Source organism: Prosthecobacter vanneervenii (genome assembly GCF_014203095.1).
Classification (GTDB): domain Bacteria; phylum Verrucomicrobiota; class Verrucomicrobiia; order Verrucomicrobiales; family Verrucomicrobiaceae; genus Prosthecobacter; species Prosthecobacter vanneervenii.
In genome coordinates, this window is the sequence record NZ_JACHIG010000002.1 from 571,206 (window position 1) to 591,701 (window position 20,496).

The following is a 20,496-nucleotide window of genomic DNA, read 5'->3' on the forward strand; positions in this document are numbered from 1 at the left end:
ATGAATCCTTCTCTTCAACTTCAGGACCGGCTCAATCGCCGCATCTTTCTCAAGAGCTCCTCCTCCGCCATCGGTGCCGCCGCGCTCGGTTCTCTGCTGCAAGATGAAGCCCGCGCTGCATCTCCTACGCGCTTCTTCCCCAACTTTGCGCCCAAGGCCAAGCGCATCATCTACCTCTTCCAGTCCGGCGCGCCCTCACAGATGGATCTCTTTGATCCCAAGCCGCAGATGGAAAAGCACCGTGCTGAGGATCTGCCCGCCAGCATCCGCCAGGGCCAGCGCCTCACCACCATGACCTCGGGGCAGAAGGCGTTTCCTGTGGCACCATCCATCTTCAAATTCGCGCAGCATGGCCAGGGCGGCATCTGGCTCAGCGAACTATGGCCGCATCTCTCGACTGTGGCCGATGAGATGTGCGTCATCCGCTCCATGTTCACGGAGGCCATCAATCACGATCCCGCCATCACCTTCTGCCAGACGGGCTCTCAGCTCGCAGGCAGGCCCAGCATCGGCGCATGGCTCAGCTACGGCCTCGGCAGCGCCAATCACGACCTGCCCGCTTATGTCGTCATGACCTCCTTTGGCACCGGCCGTCGCGATGACCAGCCGCTGTATGACCGCCTCTGGGGCAGCGGCTTCCTGCCCACGCAGCATCAGGGCGTGCGCTTCCGCAATTCAGGCGACCCCGTTCTCTATCTTTCCAATCCCGCCGGTGTGGACCGCCCCATGCGCCGTCAGATGCTCGATGAACTGGCCGCTCTGAATCAGCGCGACTTCGAATCCTTTGGCGATCCTGAAACCGCCGCTCGCATCTCTCAATATGAAATGGCCTTTCGCATGCAGATGAGCGTGCCGGATCTGGTGGACACCTCCAAGGAACCCCAGCACGTGCTCGACAGCTACGGCCCCGATGTCAAAAAGCCCGGCACCTATGCCGCGAACTGCCTGCTGGCACGCCGCCTGGCCGAGCGCGATGTGCGCTGCATCCAGCTCTTCCACATGGGCTGGGACCACCATGGCGGCCTGCCCAATGCCATCCGTGGTCAGTGCCGCGACACCGACCAGCCCACCGCCGCACTCATCAAAGACTTGAAGCAGCGCGGCCTGCTGGACGACACCCTCATCGTCTGGGGCGGCGAATTTGGCCGCACCATCTACTCCCAAGGCACCCTCACCGCCACCAACTACGGCCGCGATCACCACCCCCGCTGCTACTCTCTCTTCATGGCCGGAGCCGGAGTCAAAAAAGGCACCACCTACGGCGAAACGGATGACTATAGCTACAACATCGTCCGCGATCCGGTACACGTGCATGACCTCAATGCCACCCTCATGCACCTGCTCGGCATCAACCATGAGCGCCTGAATTACAAGTTCCAAGGGCTTGATATGCGTCTGACGGGGATTGCAGGAAATGTGGTGAAGGGTGTGCTGGCATAGCTGCATCACGGCTCAAAGCAGCAAAATCTTGAACCACTAATCGAACACTAATCCCACACTAATAATGAACCAGAAATCCCGATTCTGATTCCGGACATTAGTGTTTTATTAGTGTGCGATTAGTGGTTCAAATTCCTGGATCCTCATTCGTCACCCATCCTTCCTCTCCCGCTGCCTTGACCGCACCCGATCTGCCTTACAAACATACGGCTGAAGTAGTGGCGGTTTGGGAAGTTGGAGCTGCCTTCGATGTAGATCAAGCCGTCTCAAAATCAGTCATCCCGGCGAACCACTGAGTCAGCCGGTAACAAGCTGTTTGCGCCCAGCAACCTCTCTGAGCAGATACTGCCAAGGCAGATGATCTGACAAAACATATCCCTGCGGCTTCCGCCCTTACCTGTCGCATTTTACACATCCTTTGTCGTCACACTCGCTGTGCAAACGTCGTACCATGTCAGCACCATGAAAACCATCCTCGCCCTTCTACTCAGCCTCTCAGTCGTTGCAGCCGCCGAGCATGCTGATGTCATCGTGGTTGCCGCCAATCCCGCCGGGATCGCCGCCGCGGTAGCGGCAGCAAAAAGCGGCGCAAAGGTCATCGTGCTCGAGGAATCGGCTCATGTCGGTGGCATCATTGCGGCTGGATTGACCAACGCCGACATTCGAAAGCACGGCGCCGTAGGCGGTCTCTACAATGAGTTCAAACGCCGCATCGTTGAGCACTACACGACGACTTACGGTGCGAATTCGAGACAGGTCAAAGTTTGCAAAAATGGGACCATGATGGAGCCGCACATCGCGGAGAAGGTGTTTCGCGACATGCTCGTGGCAGAAAAAAACATCACGCTGCTCCAGCGTCAGCGCGTTGTTTCAGCGCGGGTAAAGCATGACGCGGGAGAACGAAACGCGATTCCGGGCAAACGCATCGACGGTGCAGCACCGAAGGAATTTGGGCCTAAAGTGAAGCTGGCAAGCATCACGGCGGAAGATTTGAGCAATCCAGGAACGCAAACCGAATTCCGCGCCGCTGTCTTCATCGACTGCACTTATGAAGGTGACATCGCCGCGCTGGCGGGTGTGCCTTATCGAGTCGGCCGGGAGAGTCGCACGACTTTTGGTGAGCCACATGCCGGACACATCTATGTCCGCTTCAAGGACTACAACCCGCTCCCCGGCTCCACCGGTGCTGCTGATGATGGCATACAAGCGTTTTGCTTCCGCTTTCACCTCACGAAAGACAAGTCAAACAGCGTGCCTGTCGAAAAACCCTCCTCTTTCGATCGCCATGACTACCAGCACATTTTGTCGCAAATCGCTGAGGGAAAAATCACGCGGTTCACTCAAGTCATCCAGCTCTACGAGATGCCTAATTCGAAGTTTGAGGTGAACAGCGACCACCCGCATCAAGACACCGGCGTCCCCGCCGAGTCGCTCGATTTGGCGGAAGAAAACTGGCGCTGGCCCGAGGCAGGCCCCACCGAACGCGAACACATATTCAACCGCTACTGGAGTCACAACGAAGGTCTCGTGTGGCTGCTGCAAAACGATCCCGCTGTGCCACTGTCCATACGCAATGAAGCCAGCCAGTGGGGATTCCCAAAGGATGAGTTTACCGACCATCGCCACCGTCCGCATCACATCTACGTCCGCCAGGGGCGGCGCATCTGGGGCGAATACACTTTGACGGAGAACGACGCCAGACCGGTTTTCGAGACCGGCCTGCCGGCACGCTTCGCCGATGGCATTGCCGTCACCGAGTTCGAGTTCGACTCCCACGCCGTGCGCAAATACGATCCTGCGTTTCCAATGCTGCGTCCGGGCTATTTCTTCATTGCCCACGATCCTTTTCAGCTGCCGTATCGCATCATGGTGCCGAAGTGCGTGGATGGCCTGCTCGTTCCTGTGGCATGCAGCGCCAGCCACGTCGGCTATCAAACTCTGCGCATGGAGCCGGTCTTCATGGCGCTGGGTGAGGCGAGCGGCATCGCTGCCACGGCTTCCCTGGACGAAAAGACCGAAGTACGAGGCGTGAATGTGAGCGCCGTGCGCAAAGAGATCATCAATCGTGGTGGCGTGATCTTGTTTGAGAACACGGCGCTCAAACCCGAAGATCTGTGAGGGATGAAACTCCACCATCAGACACTCGTCGTTGACTGGACCTTTTCAGAACAGACATCCTCAAAACTGAATCACAGCATGAGGTGAGCGTGATGGTGCCCCTGCTCGTGGCGGGTGCGTTTTTTGCGTGCTGGCCCGCCCGCACTACCCATCCTTACGCTCCCGCTGCCGCGCGCGGAACTCCCCCGGCCCGCACCCCACCTGCCGCGCAAACATGCGGCTGAAGTAGTGGCGGTTGGGGAAGCCGAAATCGGCGGCAATTTGATCGATGGTTTTGTCCGTGAGCGCCAGCGCCTCGCCTGCCAGCCGCAGGCGTGTGCTGAGGACATAGGCCGCTGGCGTCTGTCCTAGGTGCTCACGAAAGGCGCGGATGAAGCGCTCCACGCTCATGCCCGCGCGCTCCGCTAAAAACGGATTCGTCAATCGGCTGTGCGGTGCACGTGCGATGAAGGCCAGCACCTCTGCGATTCTCTCCGGCAGCACCGGTGGTGCCTCGCTTTCCAGCGCCGCAAACACCGTGTGCAGCAGCGCTGCGCTCAGGTGATACAGACGGTGATCCCTTAGCTCTGTCTGCGGCTGCCGATGCGTAGCCACGAGCTGCCTGAGCATCGACCTCAGCGCATCATCCACCTCGATGACGATCGGCTCCGGCACCATCTTCACCCCGGGCCTTGCGGTGGTGAAGTGCAGCCAGAAGTGGCTCGCCTTCACCGGACCGCAGCAGTCAAACACCGTGTCCGCCGGAATGAGCACCGCGCACTGCGGCCCCAGCGGAATCTTGCGCCCCTGAAAGAGCAGATGACATCCCGGCTTTGGATTGTGGTAAAAGCGCCAGAAAGGCGAGTCCACCCCCTGATGATTCCAGTCCTCCAGCGCAGGCTGGTAGCCGCTCTCGTGGATCAAAAACGGCGTCCACCCCGACTGCGCCACACGCGCCAGATCCACGCCCCACGGCGTGGTGTAGTTCAGGTATTTGCGACGCGCTGACATGGGCGAGATTAGGAATCAGATACGCGGCGGGAGTGACTTTTCACCAGTTTTGATTCCAACATCCGCAGGATAAGACACAAAACAGCCAAAAAGAGGCACAGACGGCGAGCGTTGTTTCAGGCAGCCTCTTTCCCCATGCATCCCCGGCTTTTCATCCTCGTCCTCGCCTTCCCCGTCCTGCTCTCCGCAGCCGCGCCCGCCAAGAAGGTGAAGTTCAACCGCGATGTGCGGCCCATCCTCTCGGACAAGTGCTTCTTCTGCCACGGCCCTGATCCCAAGAAGCGCGAGGCCGATCTGCGCCTGGACGTGCGTGAGGCCGCTGTGGAGGCCAAGGCCTTCATTCCCGGCAAGGCAGACATGAGCGAGATCATCCAGCGCATCCTCACCACGGATGAGGATGACCACATGCCGCCGGCCAAGTCCAAGCTCGGCGATCTCACCGCCGAGGAGACGTCCATCCTCAAGCAGTGGATCAATGAAGGCGCGGAGTATGAGGCGCACTGGTCCTTCATTCCGCTGAAGGCCGATGCATCCAACCAACGCAGCATCGACGACATCGTCAGCGCCGAACTGGCCGAACGAAACCTCAAGCTCCAACCCGAGGCCGCACCGGAGACGCTCATCCGCCGGCTGAGCTTTGACCTTACTGGCCTGCCCCCATCGCCCAAGGAGATCAGCGGCTTTGTGGCCGAGCATCAGTTTGATGCCAAAGGCAGCATCCAGCATCTCGTCACGCGTCTGCTTGCGTCTCCTCACTACGGCGAACGCATGGCTGTGGACTGGCTGGATGTGGCACGCTACGCCGACAGCTACGGCTTTCAGGTGGACCGCGAGCGCGAGGTCTGGCCCTGGCGCGACTGGGTGGTGAAGGCCTACAACGAGAACCTGCCCTTCGACAAATTCATCACCTGGCAGCTTGCGGGCGATCTGCTCCCCAATCCCACCGATGAGCAAATCATGGCCACTGCCTACAACCGCCTGCACCAGCAGGAAAGCGAAGGCGGCAGCGTCGAAGAAGAGTACCGCGTGGAATACGTGGCCGACCGAGTGCAGACCGTGGCCACCACCTTCCTCGGCCTCACCTTTGAGTGCTCACGCTGCCATGACCACAAGTATGACCCCGTGACGCAGAAGGACTACTACGGCCTCTTCTCCATGCTGCAAAACATCGACGAAGCGGGGCTGTATTCCTACTTCACACCGTCCCCGCCCACACCGGCCATGATGATGATGGACACGCCCGCCAAGGAGAAGCTGGCCGCGCTGAATGCCAAGGTGAAGAAGCTTGAGAAGAAGCTTAGTGATGCGGGCACTCCTGCCCGCACTGCGCTGGAACTGCGGACAGGAGTGCCCGCATCACTGGAAGGCCAGATCGCGCACTTTACGTTTGATGAGGTTAAGGGCAACAAGCTCGCCGACGCGCTGCATCCCCCCCCGCCGCCTGCACCTCCGCAGCCAAAGCCGGTGGCTGATGCGAAGGACAAAACTCCGGCGCAGAAAAAGAAAGACGCCAAGGCCCCGCCTCCCGGCCCCGAGGCTGTGCTGAAAGGCGAAAACAAACTCGTGGCCGGTAAGCTCGGCAATGCCATCCAATTCACGGGTGACGATGCCGTGGACACACCGCTCGGAAACTTCAATCGCCACGATCCTTTCAGCATCTCGCTTTGGATTCAAACACCCGATGAAAAGCAGCGCGCCGTGGTGCTGCACCGCTCCCAGGCTTGGACAGACGCCGCCAGCCGCGGCTATGAGCTGCTCATTGAAGAGGGCCGCATCAAGTGGTCGCTGATTCACTTCTGGCCCGGCAATGCCATCTCCATCCGCACCCAGGCCAAGGTGCCGCTCAAGGAATGGACCCATGTCATCGTCACCAATGACGGCAGCAGCCGCGCCTCCGGCCTCAAGATCTACATCAATGGAAAGCTCGCCACAGTGGATGTTATCAAAGACCACCTCACCAAAAACATCACCGGCGGCGGTCATGACAACATCAGCCTCGGCGAGCGCATGCGCGACCGTGGATTCAAAGACGGTCTCGTGGACGACCTGCGCATCTTCGACCGCGACCTCTCGCTGCCCTTTGATGCGAAACTGCAGCCGCTGCTCGCCGAACTGAAAGCCGCACGCGCCGAAGTCACCGCCTTCGCCGATGCACAAAAGGAAATCATGGTCATGCAGGAGCTGCCGCAGCCCAAGAAAGCCTACCTCCTCACGCGCGGCGAGTATGACAAACGCGCCGAAGAAGTCGGCCCTGCGACACCCGCCTTCCTGCCGCCGATGTCGGCCAATGCTCCGAAGAACCGCCTCGGCTACGCGCAGTGGCTCACCGCACCGAATCATCCGCTGACTGCACGTGTCACCGTGAATCGCATCTGGCTCAGCCTCTTCGGACGCGGCTTAGTGAAAACCACCGAAGACTTCGGCAGCCAGGGCGAGCGTCCCTTGTATCCCGAGTTACTCGACCACCTCGCGCTGAAGCTCATTCAAAGCGGCTGGGATGTGAAGGCGCTGATTCAAGAGATCGTTACCAGCCGCGTGTATCTGCAGCAAAGCATCGCCGATGCTAAGACCATGGCCGACGATCCCGACAACCAGTGGCTTGCACGCGGCCCGCACTTCCGCCTGCCCGCAGAGATGATTCGCGACAACGCCCTCGCCGCCTCCGGCCTGCTCAAGCTGACGATGGGTGGCGCACCCGTCTATCCTTATGAAATGACCGAGGCCTTCAAGCCCATGGGCCCCAGCGCGGGCGATGCCGTCTATCGCCGCAGCCTCTACACCAACTGGCGCCGCACCAGCCCCCCGCCCGCGATGGTCGCCTTCGACGCCCCACGCCGCGCCGTCTGCATCTCCAAACGTGAACGCACTGACTCCCCGCTGCAGGCGCTCATTTTGCTCAATGGTGTACAGTATGTGGAAGCCGCCCGCGTCCTCGGCGAAAAGCTGCATCTCGAAGCCAAGGGCGATGTCTCCAAGATGATCGAACTTGGCTTCCTCCTCTGCCTCAGCCGCAAACCGGATGCGGAGGAGATCAGCATCTGCACTCAGCTATATCAGGAACAGCTCACCCATTTCAAAGCCAAGCCCAAAGAAGCCGAAGAACTGATGAAGATGGGGAATGCGAAGCGGGATGCCTCCATTTCTCTGCCAGAAGCCGCCGCAGCTGCCGTGCTAGGGCAGGCGCTGCTGAACCATGATGCCTGCGTGGTAAAGCGCTGAGATTTTGAACCACTAATCGGACACTAATCTCACACTAATAACCGAATCAAGATCCCGATTCAGACACACCAACCGCCAGGTGTTTTTAAAAATCTCACCCACAAATTCACCAACCCCAAGTCGCAAACTTCTATCCCACCCATCATCATTAGTGTTCCATTAGTGTACGATTAGTGGTTACTTCCAATATCCGACTCATCAAACCGCTTAAGCCCCATGATCATCAAAAGAAAACGCCTGAAGATCGAAATGCGCGAAGACGGCCCCTTCCAGCAGGAAGGTTTTGATCTCATGGCAGCAGTGTTTGATGTGCACAACGAGAACGGGGGCGGTCTGGCAGAAGAAGTCTATCAGGAAAGCCTTGAGATCGAGCTCTCCCTTCGCGGGATTCCATTCACCGCCAAACAGAACCTGGCCATTTACTACAAAGGTCACGAGCTAAAACGCCGCTACGTCCCAGATCTATACGTGCATGATGGCATGGTGGTGGAACTCAAAGCCGTGGCACAGCTTCTTCCCGAGCACGAGGCGCAGCTTTTTAACTACATGCGCCTGACCGGCAAAGAAGTCGGCTACCTCATCAACTTCGCCCCTCTCAAGCGCGTCGAATGGCGTCGCTACGTTTTGTAAACCACTGACATTTGAACCACTAATCGCACACTAATCTAACACTAATAATCAAACCAACGGCCACTCATCACCCAGAGGCACCGCACACCCACAAGCCCCCTCATTAGTGTTCCATTAGTGTACGATTAGTGGTCCCCCTCTTTTTCTACCCTCGCCGCACCACGATCATGAATCCCATCAGCACCAGCCAGTATCATTCAGCAGTTCCAGGGTCTGATCACTTCGGACTGATAAACCGCCGCACCCTCCTCAATCGTTTTGGCATGGGCCTCGGCGGCATTGCGCTCAATGAGCTGCTCGCCCAGGGCTCCGAATCTGTGGACCACGGTGTGCTGGGTGGCACGCACTTTGCGCCGAAGGCGAAGAGGATCATTTATCTCTTCATGTCTGGCGGACCTTCGCATCTGGACTTGTTTGATTACAAGCCGCTGCTGAACAAACGCCATGGCGAGCAGCTTCCCGATTCTGTGCGCGGCACCCAGCGGCTCACGGGCATGTCGGGAAACCAGTCCTCCATTCCGATGGTGGGCTCTCCCTTCAAGTTCACGCAGCATGGGCAGGCAGGGGGATGGTTCAGCGAGCTGCTGCCGCACACCGCCAGCATCGCGGACGACATCTGCGTCGCGCGCTCGATGTTCACGGAGTCCATCAATCACGGCCCCGGTGTCACCTTTTTCCAGACCGGCACCCAGATCCCCGGACGTCCTAGCTTTGGCTCGTGGCTGAGCTACGGCCTGGGGGCGGAGAATGCGAATCTGCCTTCATTCACGGTGCTCATCACCAAGGGCAAAGGCGGCCAGCCGCTCGGCTCTCATCTGTGGGGCAGCGGCTTCCTGCCGACCAAGCACCAGGGCGTACTCTTCCGCGCGGCGAAGGATCCGGTGCTGTATCTTGGCAATCCGGCAGGCGTCAGTGCGGACAGCCGCAGGCTGATGCTGGATCGCCTCAAGGAGTTGCACGAGCACCAGTTCGCCGGCACGCCGGATGCGGAGATCCAGAACCGGATCGACCACTACGAGATGGCCTTCCGCATGCAGACCAGCATCCCGGAAGTGACCGACCTCAGCGACGAACCCCAGCACATCCTCGACAGCTACGGCCCGGATGTGAAGACACCCGGCACCTTTGCCGCGAACTGCCTACAGGCGCGACGCCTCGCCGAAAAAGGCGTGCGCTTCATCCAGCTCTACCACCAGGACTGGGACCACCACGGCGGCCTGCCCGGTGCGCTGCCAAAGCTCTGCAAAGAAACCGACCAGCCCGCCGCTGCCTTGGTGAAGGACCTCAAGCAGCGGGGACTGCTCGAAGACACCCTCGTCGTCTGGGGCGGCGAATTCGGCCGCACCGCTTACTGCCAGGGCAAGATCAGCACCAACTTCGGTCGCGACCACCACCCTCGCTGCTTCAGCGCCTGGTTCGCCGGCGGCGGCATCAAGGCGGGCTCCGTCTATGGCGAGACCGACGACTTCGGCTACAACACCGTCAAAGACGGACTCCACATCCACGACTTCCACGCCACTCTGATGTATCTCCTCGGCATCGACCACGAGCGGCTGACTTACAAGTTCCAGGGCCGCCGTTACCGGCTAACGGACATCCACGGAAAGGTACAGAAGGGGCTGCTGGCCTGACATTGAGCCCTGGGCTCCAACTCGCCACTATCGGCACACCTCAGCCGGGATTCGTCATTTTCGCACCATCCCTGCCGCTTGCTCTGGCCTGAATCCGGTGTTCATTGCCCATCCCCTTTCATGAGCCAAGCCCGCACCGCCAAACAGCACCGCAAAACCGCCGAGACGGACATTGAGATCGAGCTCAATGTCGATGGTTCCGGCAAATCGCAGATCGACACCGGAGTGCCGTTCTTCGACCACATGCTCACGCTGTTCAGCAAGCACGGCCTGTTTGACCTCAAGGTGAAGGTCGTGGGTGACATCGAGGTGGACTACCACCACACCGTCGAAGACACTGGCATCGTCCTGGGCAACTGCTTCCGCGAAGCCCTCGGCAACAAGGCTGGCATCACGCGCTACGGCTTCTTCCTCCTGCCCATGGATGAAACCTTGGCCGAGGTGGCGATGGACCTCAGCGGCCGCGCCTTCCTCAGCTACCATGCGCCAGAGCGCGTCGAGGCCATCGGCGGCGTGAACCGCTTCAGCTACCAGCTCGTGGAGGAGTTTCTCCGCGCCTTCTCTTCCAGCCTGCTGGCCACCCTCCACGTCGAGATCCGCCGTGGCCGCGATGCGCACCACATGGCCGAGGCCATCTTCAAAGGTCTGGCCCGCGCACTGGATGCCGCCACCAAGCTCGATCCCCGCGTCACTGGCATCCCTAGCACGAAAGACGTCCTGTGATGAAACTCGGAGTGCTTGATTACGGCGGCGGAAACCTCCGCAGCGTGCTGAATGCCTTTGATGCGATCGACGCCCACGCAGACCTCGTCACAAAGCCGGAAGACTTCGCGTCCATCGACGTGCTCGTCTTTCCTGGCCAGGGCGCGTTTGGCGACTCCATCCGCATCCTCAAAGAGACTGGCCTGTGGGAGCCCCTGCAGGCCTGGCTCAAGGCGGAAAAGCCCTACCTCGGCATCTGCCTGGGCTACCAGCTCCTGTTTGAAAGCAGCGAGGAATCCCCTGGCGTGGAAGGCCTCTGCGTGGCCAAAGGCCAGGTGAAAAAGTTCGATCCCGCCAGCGGCCTCAAGATCCCGCACATGGGCTGGAACGTGGCGCAGTGGGAGCCCGCGCAGGCTGCGGTCTGGTCCGGACTGCCGAATCCGACTCACATCTACTTTGTGCACTCGTACTACCCGGATGTGCAGGATGAATCTCTAGCGCTCTGCCGCACTGACTACGGAGTGAGCTTCATCAGCGGCATCGCGAAGAAGAATCTCGTGGCTGTGCAGTTTCATCCGGAGAAAAGCCAGGAAGCTGGACTTACACTGCTGCGGAATTCTCTGCAGGTGCTGAAGACGCAGGCCCAGATCGAGTAAAAGCAGCCGACTCCAAACCAAGGGTGGGCTTTTGGGGGCCAATCTTGGTCAAGGGGCCAGCTGTGCAGCGATGTTGCGGAGGGTTGCCTGATCCTCCTTGCAGAGGCGTGACAAGGGCACATTAAAAAACTTGCCGTCTGAGCGCTTGAAGCGGCCGGTGTCTTGGGATGCAGTGGTAAAGCCTTCAAAAGAAGCACGCATGACGCGACCTGTGGGGTCTTTCCAGTCGCGCATGGGCGTGGGCAGGACAACTTCAGCCTCTGTCGAGGCCAGAGCCAGAATGCTTCCAGCCAGTCTCTGATCCCGGCTCAGAGCAGGCAGCACCGCACCGGCCGCGTGCGGTTCAAAGTATTTCTCCAGCCGGGCCTGAGCTTCAGCTTCCGAGTAGCGGTGCTCAATCCCCCTGTCCCATTGTTCATTTTCCACATTCGCCTTCAGCAGGGTGGCATCAGGCAAGCCGCCTTCGACCACTTCATCGTAGAGAGCCACTCCTCGCACCCCCACCACCACGAGCCGAGGCTGTGGCTGCAGCGTCGCGGCCTGCCTGCAGGCCTGCGTCCATGCCATCCCTGTCATGAAACGCCTGGCCTCTTTATCAAAATTCCGCAATCCGGGCACATGCACCATGAACACACAGGACTCAGGATTGATCTGGCAGTAGCTCAAAAACTTATCATTGGAGAGGCCGAAAAAAGAGCTTGTCTCCGGCTTCTGCACTCCGAGCTCACGCTCTCTTCTGACTTTCTCTGAAAAATTCTCCGCCAGTCTTTCCGCAATGGGCGTGTTTCCGTAGCCCGTCTTGCCTTTGTCGGTATCGATCAGGCGGTTTGCCTCCATGTAGGCCGCCTTTGCCGGGCTGGGAGGTGCCATCAATTGAGTCTTGCTGATGAAATCCACCACCGGCCTGCCATAGGAGAGAACCGTCAGCACACAGGCGGTGACGACCGTCAGAACGGTCCAGCGCGGTGGAGAAATCGAGAACAATGAGTGAGAGATGTAGAGCACCACCGGACGCTGTGTGTCCGTGTCCAAGTACATCTTCTTTTTCGGCCTGCCGATGGTTTTTCCATAAAGCCAGACGGTCAGGGCCGCGCCCCAGGCATAGGCGGGCACCACCAGAAACGAGAGCAACTCAGAATGCGAGACCGCATGAACATATGCCGCCGCACGCCCCAGAACCAAGGCACCCAGAATGCCGAAAATCGCAATTAAGAAACCATGTCCTTTCCAGATAAGCATGGCCGCCTCATAACATAAAACCGGCTTCCATCTAATTATTTTTTATATTCACCCTCAACATTTGCCCAGAGCCAGTCATCTTGTGACAAATCTGTGATAGGCATACGCCCATATTCAGACATAGGACATCTTCAAGATAACGGATGTGCAGATGCCTCGTCTGAGTGAGGTAAATAGCACCTAGCATGCCAGGCCAATCCTGTGGCGGCTACTTGGCAGATGAAGTCTGAGCGCCATCCTGCCCCTCGTCTGCCGGCAGATCCGGCAGCGGTGGCGGCAGGTTGTCGATGATATTGAGCAGCGGCACACCGCGCTCCACGGTCTTGTCCAGACGGAAGTAGAGGAGCGGGCTGCAGCGCAGCTTCACGCGCTTGTAGAGATCCCGCTGCAGATGGCCACGGGCCTTGTTGAGCTTTTCGACAGCGGCCTCCTGCTGATGAGGCTTGCCGAGAACGCCCACGTAAACAAAGCACTGCCTCATGTCCGGCGTCACGCTCACCTCATGGATGGTGACGAAGCAATTCTCGATCCGGAAATCCTTCTCGATGATGGTGCCCAGCTCACGCCGGATGAGCTCGCAGACTTTTTCGACTCGGAGGGACATTAGAGAGTTTGGGCGATCTTTTCGAGCTCGTAGCACTCAATGACGTCGTTTTCTTCGTAGTCGCTGAAGCCGGAGAGCTTGATACCGCACTCCAGGCCGTTGCGCACTTCGTTGACTTCGTCCTGGAAGCGGCGAAGCGTTTCGAAGCCGCCGTCGTATACTGCCTGTCCGTCACGCAGCACGCGGGCGCGCTGCTTGCGGTTCATGACGCCATCGGTGACCACGGAGCCACCCACAAAGCCCTTGTTGACCTTGAAGACCTGCTTCACGCGAGCGTGGCCGATGACCTTTTCGCGGGTGATCGGATCCAGCAGACCGGCCATGGCTTCCTTCACCTGGTCGATGAGTTCATAGATGATGGAGTAGAGCTTGATCTGAACTGTCTCGCGTTTGGACACAGTCAGCGCCTTGTTTTCCACCTTCACATTGAAGCCGAGAATGATCGCGTCCGAGGCACTGGCCAGCAGCACGTCGCTCTCGTTGATCGCGCCCACCTCCTTGTGCAGGATGTCCAGGTTGCACTTGTCGCTCGGGATGTCGGTAAGGCACTTGGCCACAGCTTCGACGGAGCCCTGAACGTCGCACTTGAGGACGATCTTGAGGGCCTTCTTGTTGCTGTCCTCGATGCTGGCAAAGAGATGCTCCAGAGTGGAGCGGCGCGGCACGCTGAGCTTCTTCTGGCGGATCTCCTCCAGGCGCTCCTCGCTGAGCTTCTTCACATCGCGCTCGTTGTTCATCACCACCACTTCATCGCCCACATGGGGCATGTCGCTGAAGCCGATGACTTCGCAAGGCATGCCAGGAAGCACTTCCTTGATGGTCTCGCCGCGGTCGTTGATCAGAGCCTTGACCTTGCCCCAGTAAGGGCCGCAGATGAAGGGCTGGCCAACCTTGAGAGTACCCTGGCCGATGATGACCGTGGCCACCGGGCCCTTACCAGCCACCATCGAGGACTCGATGACGGTGGCGCGTGGAGAGGCTTTCGGGTCCGCCTTGAGCTCCAGCACTTCGGCCTGGAGGCTCATGGTGTCCAACAGGTTGTCGAGGCCCAGGCCGGTCTTGGCGGAGACCTCCATGCACTCGATCTCACCACCCCAGTCCACCGGCGCCAAGCCGATGTCCTGCAGCTGGCTCTTCACCCGCATCACGTTGGCCGTGGGCAGGTCACATTTGTTGATGGCCACCATGAGCTGCACGCCTGCCGCCTTGGCATGGCTGAGCGCCTCCTTGGTCTGGGGCATGATGCCGTCATCTGCGGCCACCACGAGCACCACGATGTCCGTCACATTGGCACCGCGTGCACGCATGGCGGAGAAAGCCGCATGGCCGGGGGTGTCGATGAAGGTGATGGGCCTGCCGTCGTGGAAAATGCAATAGGCACCGATGTGCTGGGTGATGCCGCCCGCCTCTCCGGCGGTCACGTGCGTCTTGCGCAGGGCATCGAGGAGGGAGGTCTTGCCATGGTCCACGTGGCCCATGAAGGTGATGATGGGAGCGCGAAGCTGAAGCTTTTCCTGCTCCACCTCTTCGACCACCTGAGCCACGGGCTCGACGATGACTTCCTCCACCTTGTGCACGCCCGCGCCTTTTTCGCGCTTTTCGCGCTCCAGCTTGAAGCCGTGCTTTTCGCAAATTTTCTCGGCGATCTCGATGTCCACCGCCTTGTCAGCGCTGGCAAAGACCTTGAACGCAATCAGGTCAGAAATGATCTTGAAGGGCTTCAGGCCCATCTTGTCCGCCAGATCCTTGACGATGATCGGGGGCTTCAGGTGAATAATCTTCTCGCCATTATCGCCGACCTCAAACTCAGGCACGGGAATGTCCGTGGGCGGCGCATGCACGATCGGCACGATGGGCTTCGGCGGTGCGGGCTCTTCCTTCAGCAGGGAGATCGGTGGCAGAGCGCTCTGCTGCACAGCCTCTTCCACCGGACGACGGCGCTTGGGCTTTTCGCTCTCTTCAAAGAGATTCAGCGCAGCGGCTTTGCGCTCATCCAGCGTCGGCTTGGCCGGTGCTGCCGGCTCGGGGGCCGGGGCGGGTGCGGGCTCTGCGGCCTTCTTGGTGGCACCCAGCGGCGGCAGGGAGGTTTCCTTCAGCGGGCCGCGGTTTCTTGGCTTCTTTTCCTCAATCAATGACAACACCTTCCCCTTCGATTCCTGGGCGGAAGTGGTGCTGTCTGCAGGCAGCACCTCACCGACAGCGTCGTCGGTCTGGGGCTTGCTCTTTTTCGAGGATGAAGGCTTGCTGGGAGGCATGAGAGGCTGGGATCGGGCGAGCTACGGCGTGAGAGTCGGGCTGGTCTGAGGTTTGGGTTTGTGAAAAAAGTGTGTTCATGGCGGCACAGGGGCTGGCTCCTAGGCGGGAGCAGAAGCATGTGCTGCGGCTTTGTCGAAAATCTGCTGTGCCAGACCGGTGTCACCGTCAAGCACCTCGGCGATGTCGCTCACTTCCACGCCGGTGGCCAGAGTGTTGAGATCGCCCATGCCGCCCTGGGTGAGCTTGAGCGCCACGTCTTCGGAGATGCCCAAGGCATCCACGAGGTGGTGCACTGCGCTGCCCATCTGGCCTTCAAAGACCTCGGAGGCGTGCTCGTCCTTCTCAATGATGAGGTCCATGCCCACCAGGCGGGAGGTCAGGCGGGCGTTTTGGCCGCGACGACCGATGGCCTTGGAGAGATCCTCCTCGCTCACCGTCAGGCGAGCCTGCTTCTTGTCAGGGCTCACGTGAATGGAGATGACCTTGATGGGCTTGAGCGCCTCGCGCACGAACTCAGCAGGGTCGGACTTCCAGCGGATGATGTCCACCTTCTCGTTGTTCAGTTCGCGAACGATGTTCTTCACGCGTGCGCCGCGCAGGCCCACGCAGGCACCCACGGGGTCCACCTTTTCGTCGGCGCTGTGCACGGCGACCTTGGTGCGGTAGCCGGCCTCACGAGCAATGCTGGCGATCTCGACCGTGCGGTCGCCGATCTCGCTGACTTCAAATTCAAACAGGCGGCGAACAAAATTGGGATGTGCACGGGAGAGCACGATCTCGGGCCCGCGGCCGCTGTCTTTTTCCACCGCCTTCACGTAGAAGCGCATGCGGTCACCCGGGGTGTAGTCTTCCGTGGCCACGCGCTCCTTGGAGGTCATGACGCCTTCAAACTTGCCCAGATCCACGACCACGTCGGACTTTTCAAAGCGGCGCACCACACCGCTGACGACGTCGCCGGTACGGTCCTTGAATTCCTCGTAGAGGTTTTCTTTTTCGGCCATGCGCAGGCGCTGCAGCATGGTCTGCTTGGCCGTCTGCGCCGCGATGCGGCCCATGTTGTTGGGGGTGACTTCGACCTCGATTTCGTCGCCAAGGACGGCGTTCTTGTTGAAGCGCTTGGCCAGCGCGAGGGGGAGCTCCTCCCAGCGATTGGCCACAGTCTCCACGGCGATCAGCTTGGCAAAAGCCTTGATCGTCCCCTTGTCGGGGTCGATGTCGATGCGCAGCTCACGAGCCGGGCCGATGCTCTTTTTAGAAGCGGCCAGCAATGCCTGTGACAGGGCCTCGACCATCTTGAGACGGTCGATTCCTTTCTCTTTCTCGTAGTAATCGAAAAGGGCTTTGAGTTCGCTGATCATATGAAAATCTTGATTTCACCAGACAAAAAAGAGCGGGGACGGGCCCCACTCTCGCCGTAAAAAAACGCTTATTCTGTCCGAGAAGAGATTGATCATAGAGGAGCGCCACAAATCAGCAACCAAAAAATTGGCCCAAGCTCTGCCGTTTCCTCGGGCGTTTTCAGCAGCCCGTGAATCTGGTATGCAGCCTTCATTTTGAAGGCCCTTGCAGGTGTAAACACGCCTCCAACACTGTTTCCACCGCTTTCCCTGCCCTGCTGAACCCCCATCATCCGCCCATGGATGAACACCTTAGCCATTCCCCCTTGGCAGGCACGTTTTTCACCGAGCCACCCCTAGGATAAGGCACTCACTTTTGAGACGCGATCTCATCAGCTGAGTAAAAACCCGCTCGGTGGTGACTGGAGCCCGCCTGCCCCCCCTCCCGGAACCTGTGACCATGTGCAGCAGCTTCCCTGAAGGTTTGAGCCTCACACCGCGTTCACCCCTGATGCGCCAACCCACCGCCGCCCTGATCTCCTGTCTCGCCCTTTACCTTTGCGCACCCGTCTCCGCCGCCCCGGCGCAACCCAATATCGTCGTCATCTTCATGGACGACATGGGCTATGCCGATGTGAGCTGCTTTGGTGCGCAGGGTTACCAAACACCGAACATCGACAAACTGGCAGCCGAGGGGCGCAAGTTCACCAACTTCCATGTGGCGCAGCCGGTGTGCAGCGCCTCGCGCACCGCGCTGCTGACCGGCTGCTACCCCAACCGCCTGGGCATGCACGGCGCGCTGGGACCGAATGCCAAACACGGCATCAACTCCAATGAGATGACCCTGGCCGAACTGGTGAAGCAGAAAGGCTACGCCACAGCTGCCGTGGGCAAGTGGCACCTCGGCTCCCTGCCGCAGTTCCTGCCCACCCAGCACGGATTTGACCAGTACTACGGCATCCCCTACTCCAATGACATGTGGCCTTTCCACCCCCAGGCCAAGAAGGGCGCCTACCCCGACCTGCCGATGTATGAAGACGACCACGTGGTGGATGCCAACGTGACCCCCGAGGACCAGACGCGCCTCACGACTGACTACACCGCACGCGGCGTGCAGTTTATCGAGAAGCACAAGGACAAGCCCTTCCTGCTCTACCTGGCGCATAGCATGGTGCATGTACCGCTTTTTGTGAGCGAAAAATACCAAGGCAAATCCGGCAAGGGGCTCTTTGCGGATGTGATGATGGAGGTGGACTGGTCCGTGGGCCAGATCATGGACACACTGAAGAAAAATGGCCTGGAGGACAACACCTGGGTCATTTTCACCTCCGACAACGGCCCCTGGCTGAGCTACGGCGACCACGCTGGCAGCGCAGGCCCGCTGCGCGAGGGCAAAGGCACCTGCTGGGAAGGCGGCACCCGTGTGACGGGCATCATGAAATGGCCCGGCAAAATCCCCCCCGGAACCACCACTGACACCATGATGATGACGATCGACCTCCTGCCCACCATCGCAGGAGTCATCGGCGCCAAGCTGCCAGACCACAAGATCGACGGCCTCGACTGCTGGCCCATCGTCTCGGGAGCGCCTGACGCCAAAAACCCGCACGACTTCTACGCCTTCTACTATGAGCAGAACCAACTGCAGGCCATCAGCAGCGGCGACGGCCGCTGGAAGCTCCAGCTACCCCACACCTACCGCAGCCTGCCACCCGATACCCCCAAGGCCACCGGCGGCAAGCCCGTGAACTACGTGCCCGTGAAAATCGAGCAGCCCGAGCTGTACGATCTTTACACCGACCTCAGTGAGTCAAAGAACCTCGCCGTCCAGAATCCCGACGAAGTCGCCCGACTGCAGAAGCACGCCGAAGCCATCCGCGCGGAGCTGGGAGACAGCCTCATGAAGATGCCCAAGGGCAGCGGAACGCGGGAGGCGGGGAAGTAGCGCGAGCCTGAGAGCTCAAACTTCGTTCCCCTTTAAGGTCATGTCGCATGCGAAAGAGCACCGTCGTGCCACGAGATACCATATTATACCACGACCAAAAACATAAAATATTGGATCGCGAGGCGATATATGAAGCAGTTCCCGTGCCTATTTCACAAAAAAAGTTGCCTCTCCCGGTGGCATGACTAGCATCGCGGCGGCTCCAACCAAGCCACGGCCCCAACCAGGCCGTTTTCCCAACCAGCCGCCCATCCAACCAACCATGACCCAGCCCCTGCTGAAAAGCACCGGGAGCGGGGCCGCACGGATTTTATCCGCGCCGGCCGTGCTCGCATTTGCCACCACCACCACAGCCAGCGCTGCAGACACTCCTGCCGCCAGCACGATCAACAGCGGGGACACCGCGTGGCTGCTGGTCTCCACCGCTCTGGTGCTCTTTATGATGATCCCCGGCCTAGCGCTGTTTTACGCCGGGCTCGTGCGTGCCAAGAACATCCTCTCCATCCTGATGCAGTGCTTTGCGCTCACCGCTGTGCTGAGCCTGGTGTGGCTGGCCTGCGGCTATTCCCTATCCTTCTCAGATGGTGGCGCCCTTTTCGGCGGCCTGGGCAAGGCCTTCCTGAGCGGCGTCTCCACCACCTCCACGCGCAGCGACTGCCCCACCATCCCTGAGCTGCTGCACTTTGCCTACCAGATGATGTTCTTCCTCATCACGCCCGGGCTTTTCATCGGTGCCTTTGCGGAACGCATGAAGTTCAAGGCCATCCTCATTTTCAGCATCGTTTGGAGCCTGCTGGTGTATGTGCCCTGCTGCTATGGCGTGTGGCACAAGGCCGGGGCCTTCTTTGGCCTTAGCGGGGTGATCGACCTCGCAGGCGGCATTGTCGTGCACATCACTGCAGGGGTGGCCGCGCTTGTAGCGTGCATCATGGTGGGCCCCCGCAAGGGCTTTCCCAGCGCTCAGTTCATGCCGCATAATCTGCCCCTGACCATCACCGGCGCTGGCATGCTCTGGGTGGGCTGGTTTGGGTTCAATGCGGGCAGCCAGCTGGCAGCCAACGGTGCAGCAGCGATGACGCTCGTGGTCACACACCTGTCCGCCTGCGCTGCTGCCGTCACGTGGATGCTGATCGAGTGGCTGCGCAACGGCCACCCGAGCGCCCTCGGCATCGCCACGGGCTGCATCGCCGGACTGGCGGCCATCACCCCTGCCTCAGGCAAGGTGGGTCCGATCGGCGCGGTGTGCATCGGCGCCATCTCCGCCTGGGTCTGCTGGCTGGCGTGCGCCAAGCTGAAAAACAAATTCCGCTATGATGACTCCCTGGACGTCTTTGGCGTGCACGGCGTCGGCGGCTTTGTGGGCACCATGCTGGTGGCCGTGTTTGGCTCCACGAGCTTTGCCGGCGGCCTGGGAGACTTTAGCATCGGCTCCCAGCTGGTCACGCAAGGCCTGGCGTCCCTTTACACCATCTTGCTTTCCGGTGTCTTCAGCTATGCCATCCTGAAGGTACTGGACCTCACCATCGGTCTGCGAGTCAGCCCTGAGGAGGAGAGCCAGGGGCTCGACCTCGCTGAGCATGGTGAGACGGCCTACAACGACTAGCACTTCCCCAAACACCTGCGGACCGTAGCAGCCATCACTGCTACGGTCTGTTTCTGCCCAGGCGATACCTCCAGCAGCTTTTTTACGAATGCCAGATTGCGAATTGTGTTTCAGGCGCACATAGGA

General features: G+C 59.7%; 14 protein-coding genes. 9 read left to right on the forward strand and 5 right to left on the reverse strand.

The window, feature by feature from the left end; genetic code table 11:
• Both HNQ65_RS07385 and HNQ65_RS07390 read left to right on the forward strand, forming a co-directional pair.
• Positions 1–1,440 carry a DUF1501 domain-containing protein gene (locus HNQ65_RS07385; RefSeq protein ID WP_184338856.1) on the forward strand — a complete coding sequence of 480 codons (1,440 nt, stop codon included), beginning with the start codon at positions 1–3 and terminating at the stop codon, positions 1,438–1,440.
• Between the two features lie 531 nt (positions 1,441–1,971).
• Positions 1,972–3,558 (forward strand): FAD-dependent oxidoreductase, encoded by a 1,587-nt coding sequence (locus HNQ65_RS07390; RefSeq protein ID WP_184338857.1) that lies wholly within the window; start codon positions 1,972–1,974, stop codon positions 3,556–3,558.
• Between the two features lie 144 nt (positions 3,559–3,702).
• Here HNQ65_RS07390 and HNQ65_RS07395 read toward each other — a convergent pair whose 3' ends face one another.
• Positions 3,703–4,548: a helix-turn-helix domain-containing protein gene (locus tag HNQ65_RS07395; RefSeq protein ID WP_184338858.1), complete on the reverse strand. Its 846-nt coding sequence runs from the start codon at positions 4,546–4,548 to the stop codon at positions 3,703–3,705.
• Between the two features lie 135 nt (positions 4,549–4,683).
• Between HNQ65_RS07395 and HNQ65_RS07400 the strand changes: the two genes are divergently transcribed.
• The 5 genes from HNQ65_RS07400 to hisH all read left to right on the forward strand — a co-directional run bounded on the left by HNQ65_RS07400 (position 4,684) and on the right by hisH (position 11,386).
• Positions 4,684–7,767, forward strand: coding sequence for a DUF1553 domain-containing protein (locus HNQ65_RS07400; RefSeq protein ID WP_184338859.1), 3,084 nt, complete (start codon positions 4,684–4,686; stop codon positions 7,765–7,767).
• Between the two features lie 216 nt (positions 7,768–7,983).
• Positions 7,984–8,397 (forward strand): GxxExxY protein, encoded by a 414-nt coding sequence (locus HNQ65_RS07405; protein ID WP_246437786.1) that lies wholly within the window; start codon positions 7,984–7,986, stop codon positions 8,395–8,397.
• A gap of 263 nt (positions 8,398–8,660) precedes the next feature.
• The gene (locus HNQ65_RS07410; RefSeq protein ID WP_221306082.1) at positions 8,661–10,028 is read left to right on the forward strand and encodes a DUF1501 domain-containing protein; all 1,368 of its coding nucleotides are present in this window, start codon (positions 8,661–8,663) and stop codon (positions 10,026–10,028) included.
• Between the two features lie 120 nt (positions 10,029–10,148).
• Positions 10,149–10,751, forward strand: coding sequence for an imidazoleglycerol-phosphate dehydratase HisB (gene hisB, locus HNQ65_RS07415; protein WP_184338861.1), 603 nt, complete (start codon positions 10,149–10,151; stop codon positions 10,749–10,751).
• Positions 10,751–11,386, forward strand: a complete 636-nt coding sequence (hisH, locus tag HNQ65_RS07420; RefSeq protein WP_184338862.1) for an imidazole glycerol phosphate synthase subunit HisH — start codon at positions 10,751–10,753, stop codon at positions 11,384–11,386. Before hisB ends, hisH begins: the two co-directional genes overlap by 1 nt.
• Before the next feature lie 48 nt (positions 11,387–11,434).
• Here hisH and HNQ65_RS07425 read toward each other — a convergent pair whose 3' ends face one another.
• From HNQ65_RS07425 to nusA, 4 genes are all read right to left on the reverse strand, one after another.
• Positions 11,435–12,517 carry a hypothetical protein gene (locus HNQ65_RS07425; protein WP_184338863.1) on the reverse strand — a complete coding sequence of 361 codons (1,083 nt, stop codon included), beginning with the start codon at positions 12,515–12,517 and terminating at the stop codon, positions 11,435–11,437.
• A 316-nt stretch (positions 12,518–12,833) separates the two neighbouring features.
• The gene (gene rbfA / locus HNQ65_RS07430) at positions 12,834–13,229 is read right to left on the reverse strand and encodes a 30S ribosome-binding factor RbfA (RefSeq protein ID WP_184338864.1); all 396 of its coding nucleotides are present in this window, start codon (positions 13,227–13,229) and stop codon (positions 12,834–12,836) included.
• Positions 13,229–15,484, reverse strand: a complete 2,256-nt coding sequence (gene infB, locus HNQ65_RS07435; RefSeq protein ID WP_184338865.1) for a translation initiation factor IF-2 — start codon at positions 15,482–15,484, stop codon at positions 13,229–13,231. The genes rbfA and infB overlap by 1 nt, the downstream gene beginning before the upstream one ends.
• Positions 15,485–15,583: 99 nt before the next feature.
• Positions 15,584–16,843, reverse strand: coding sequence for a transcription termination factor NusA (gene nusA / locus HNQ65_RS07440; RefSeq protein ID WP_184338866.1), 1,260 nt, complete (start codon positions 16,841–16,843; stop codon positions 15,584–15,586).
• Positions 16,844–17,333: 490 nt separating this feature from the next.
• Here nusA and HNQ65_RS07445 point away from each other — a divergent pair, with 490 nt between their 5' ends.
• Both HNQ65_RS07445 and HNQ65_RS07450 read left to right on the forward strand, forming a co-directional pair.
• Complete coding sequence (locus tag HNQ65_RS07445; RefSeq protein WP_184338867.1) at positions 17,334–18,767, forward strand: sulfatase family protein; 1,434 nt, start codon at positions 17,334–17,336, stop codon at positions 18,765–18,767.
• 262 nt (positions 18,768–19,029) lie between these two features.
• A complete protein-coding gene (locus HNQ65_RS07450; protein ID WP_184338868.1) occupies positions 19,030–20,370 on the forward strand; it encodes an ammonium transporter in 1,341 nt (446 codons plus the stop codon).
• Positions 20,371–20,496 lie beyond the last annotated feature (126 nt).

Excerpts from the sequence above, each read along its gene's own strand:
- HNQ65_RS07445 (WP_184338867.1), top strand. The coding sequence starts at position 17,334 with ATGCGCCAACCCACCGCCGCCCTGATCTCCTGTCTCGCCCTTTACCTT.
- hisB (WP_184338861.1), top strand. The coding sequence starts at position 10,149 with ATGAGCCAAGCCCGCACCGCCAAACAGCACCGCAAAACCGCCGAGACG.
- HNQ65_RS07395 (WP_184338858.1), bottom strand. The coding sequence starts at position 4,548 with ATGTCAGCGCGTCGCAAATACCTGAACTACACCACGCCGTGGGGCGTG.
- HNQ65_RS07405 (WP_246437786.1), top strand. The coding sequence starts at position 7,984 with ATGATCATCAAAAGAAAACGCCTGAAGATCGAAATGCGCGAAGACGGC.
- infB (WP_184338865.1), bottom strand. The coding sequence starts at position 15,484 with ATGCCTCCCAGCAAGCCTTCATCCTCGAAAAAGAGCAAGCCCCAGACC.
- nusA (WP_184338866.1), bottom strand. The coding sequence starts at position 16,843 with ATGATCAGCGAACTCAAAGCCCTTTTCGATTACTACGAGAAAGAGAAA.
- rbfA (WP_184338864.1), bottom strand. The coding sequence starts at position 13,229 with ATGTCCCTCCGAGTCGAAAAAGTCTGCGAGCTCATCCGGCGTGAGCTG.
- hisH (WP_184338862.1), top strand. The coding sequence starts at position 10,751 with ATGAAACTCGGAGTGCTTGATTACGGCGGCGGAAACCTCCGCAGCGTG.
- HNQ65_RS07400 (WP_184338859.1), top strand. The coding sequence starts at position 4,684 with ATGCATCCCCGGCTTTTCATCCTCGTCCTCGCCTTCCCCGTCCTGCTC.
- HNQ65_RS07410 (WP_221306082.1), top strand. The coding sequence starts at position 8,661 with ATGGGCCTCGGCGGCATTGCGCTCAATGAGCTGCTCGCCCAGGGCTCC.
- HNQ65_RS07450 (WP_184338868.1), top strand. The coding sequence starts at position 19,030 with ATGACCCAGCCCCTGCTGAAAAGCACCGGGAGCGGGGCCGCACGGATT.
- HNQ65_RS07385 (WP_184338856.1), top strand. The coding sequence starts at position 1 with ATGAATCCTTCTCTTCAACTTCAGGACCGGCTCAATCGCCGCATCTTT.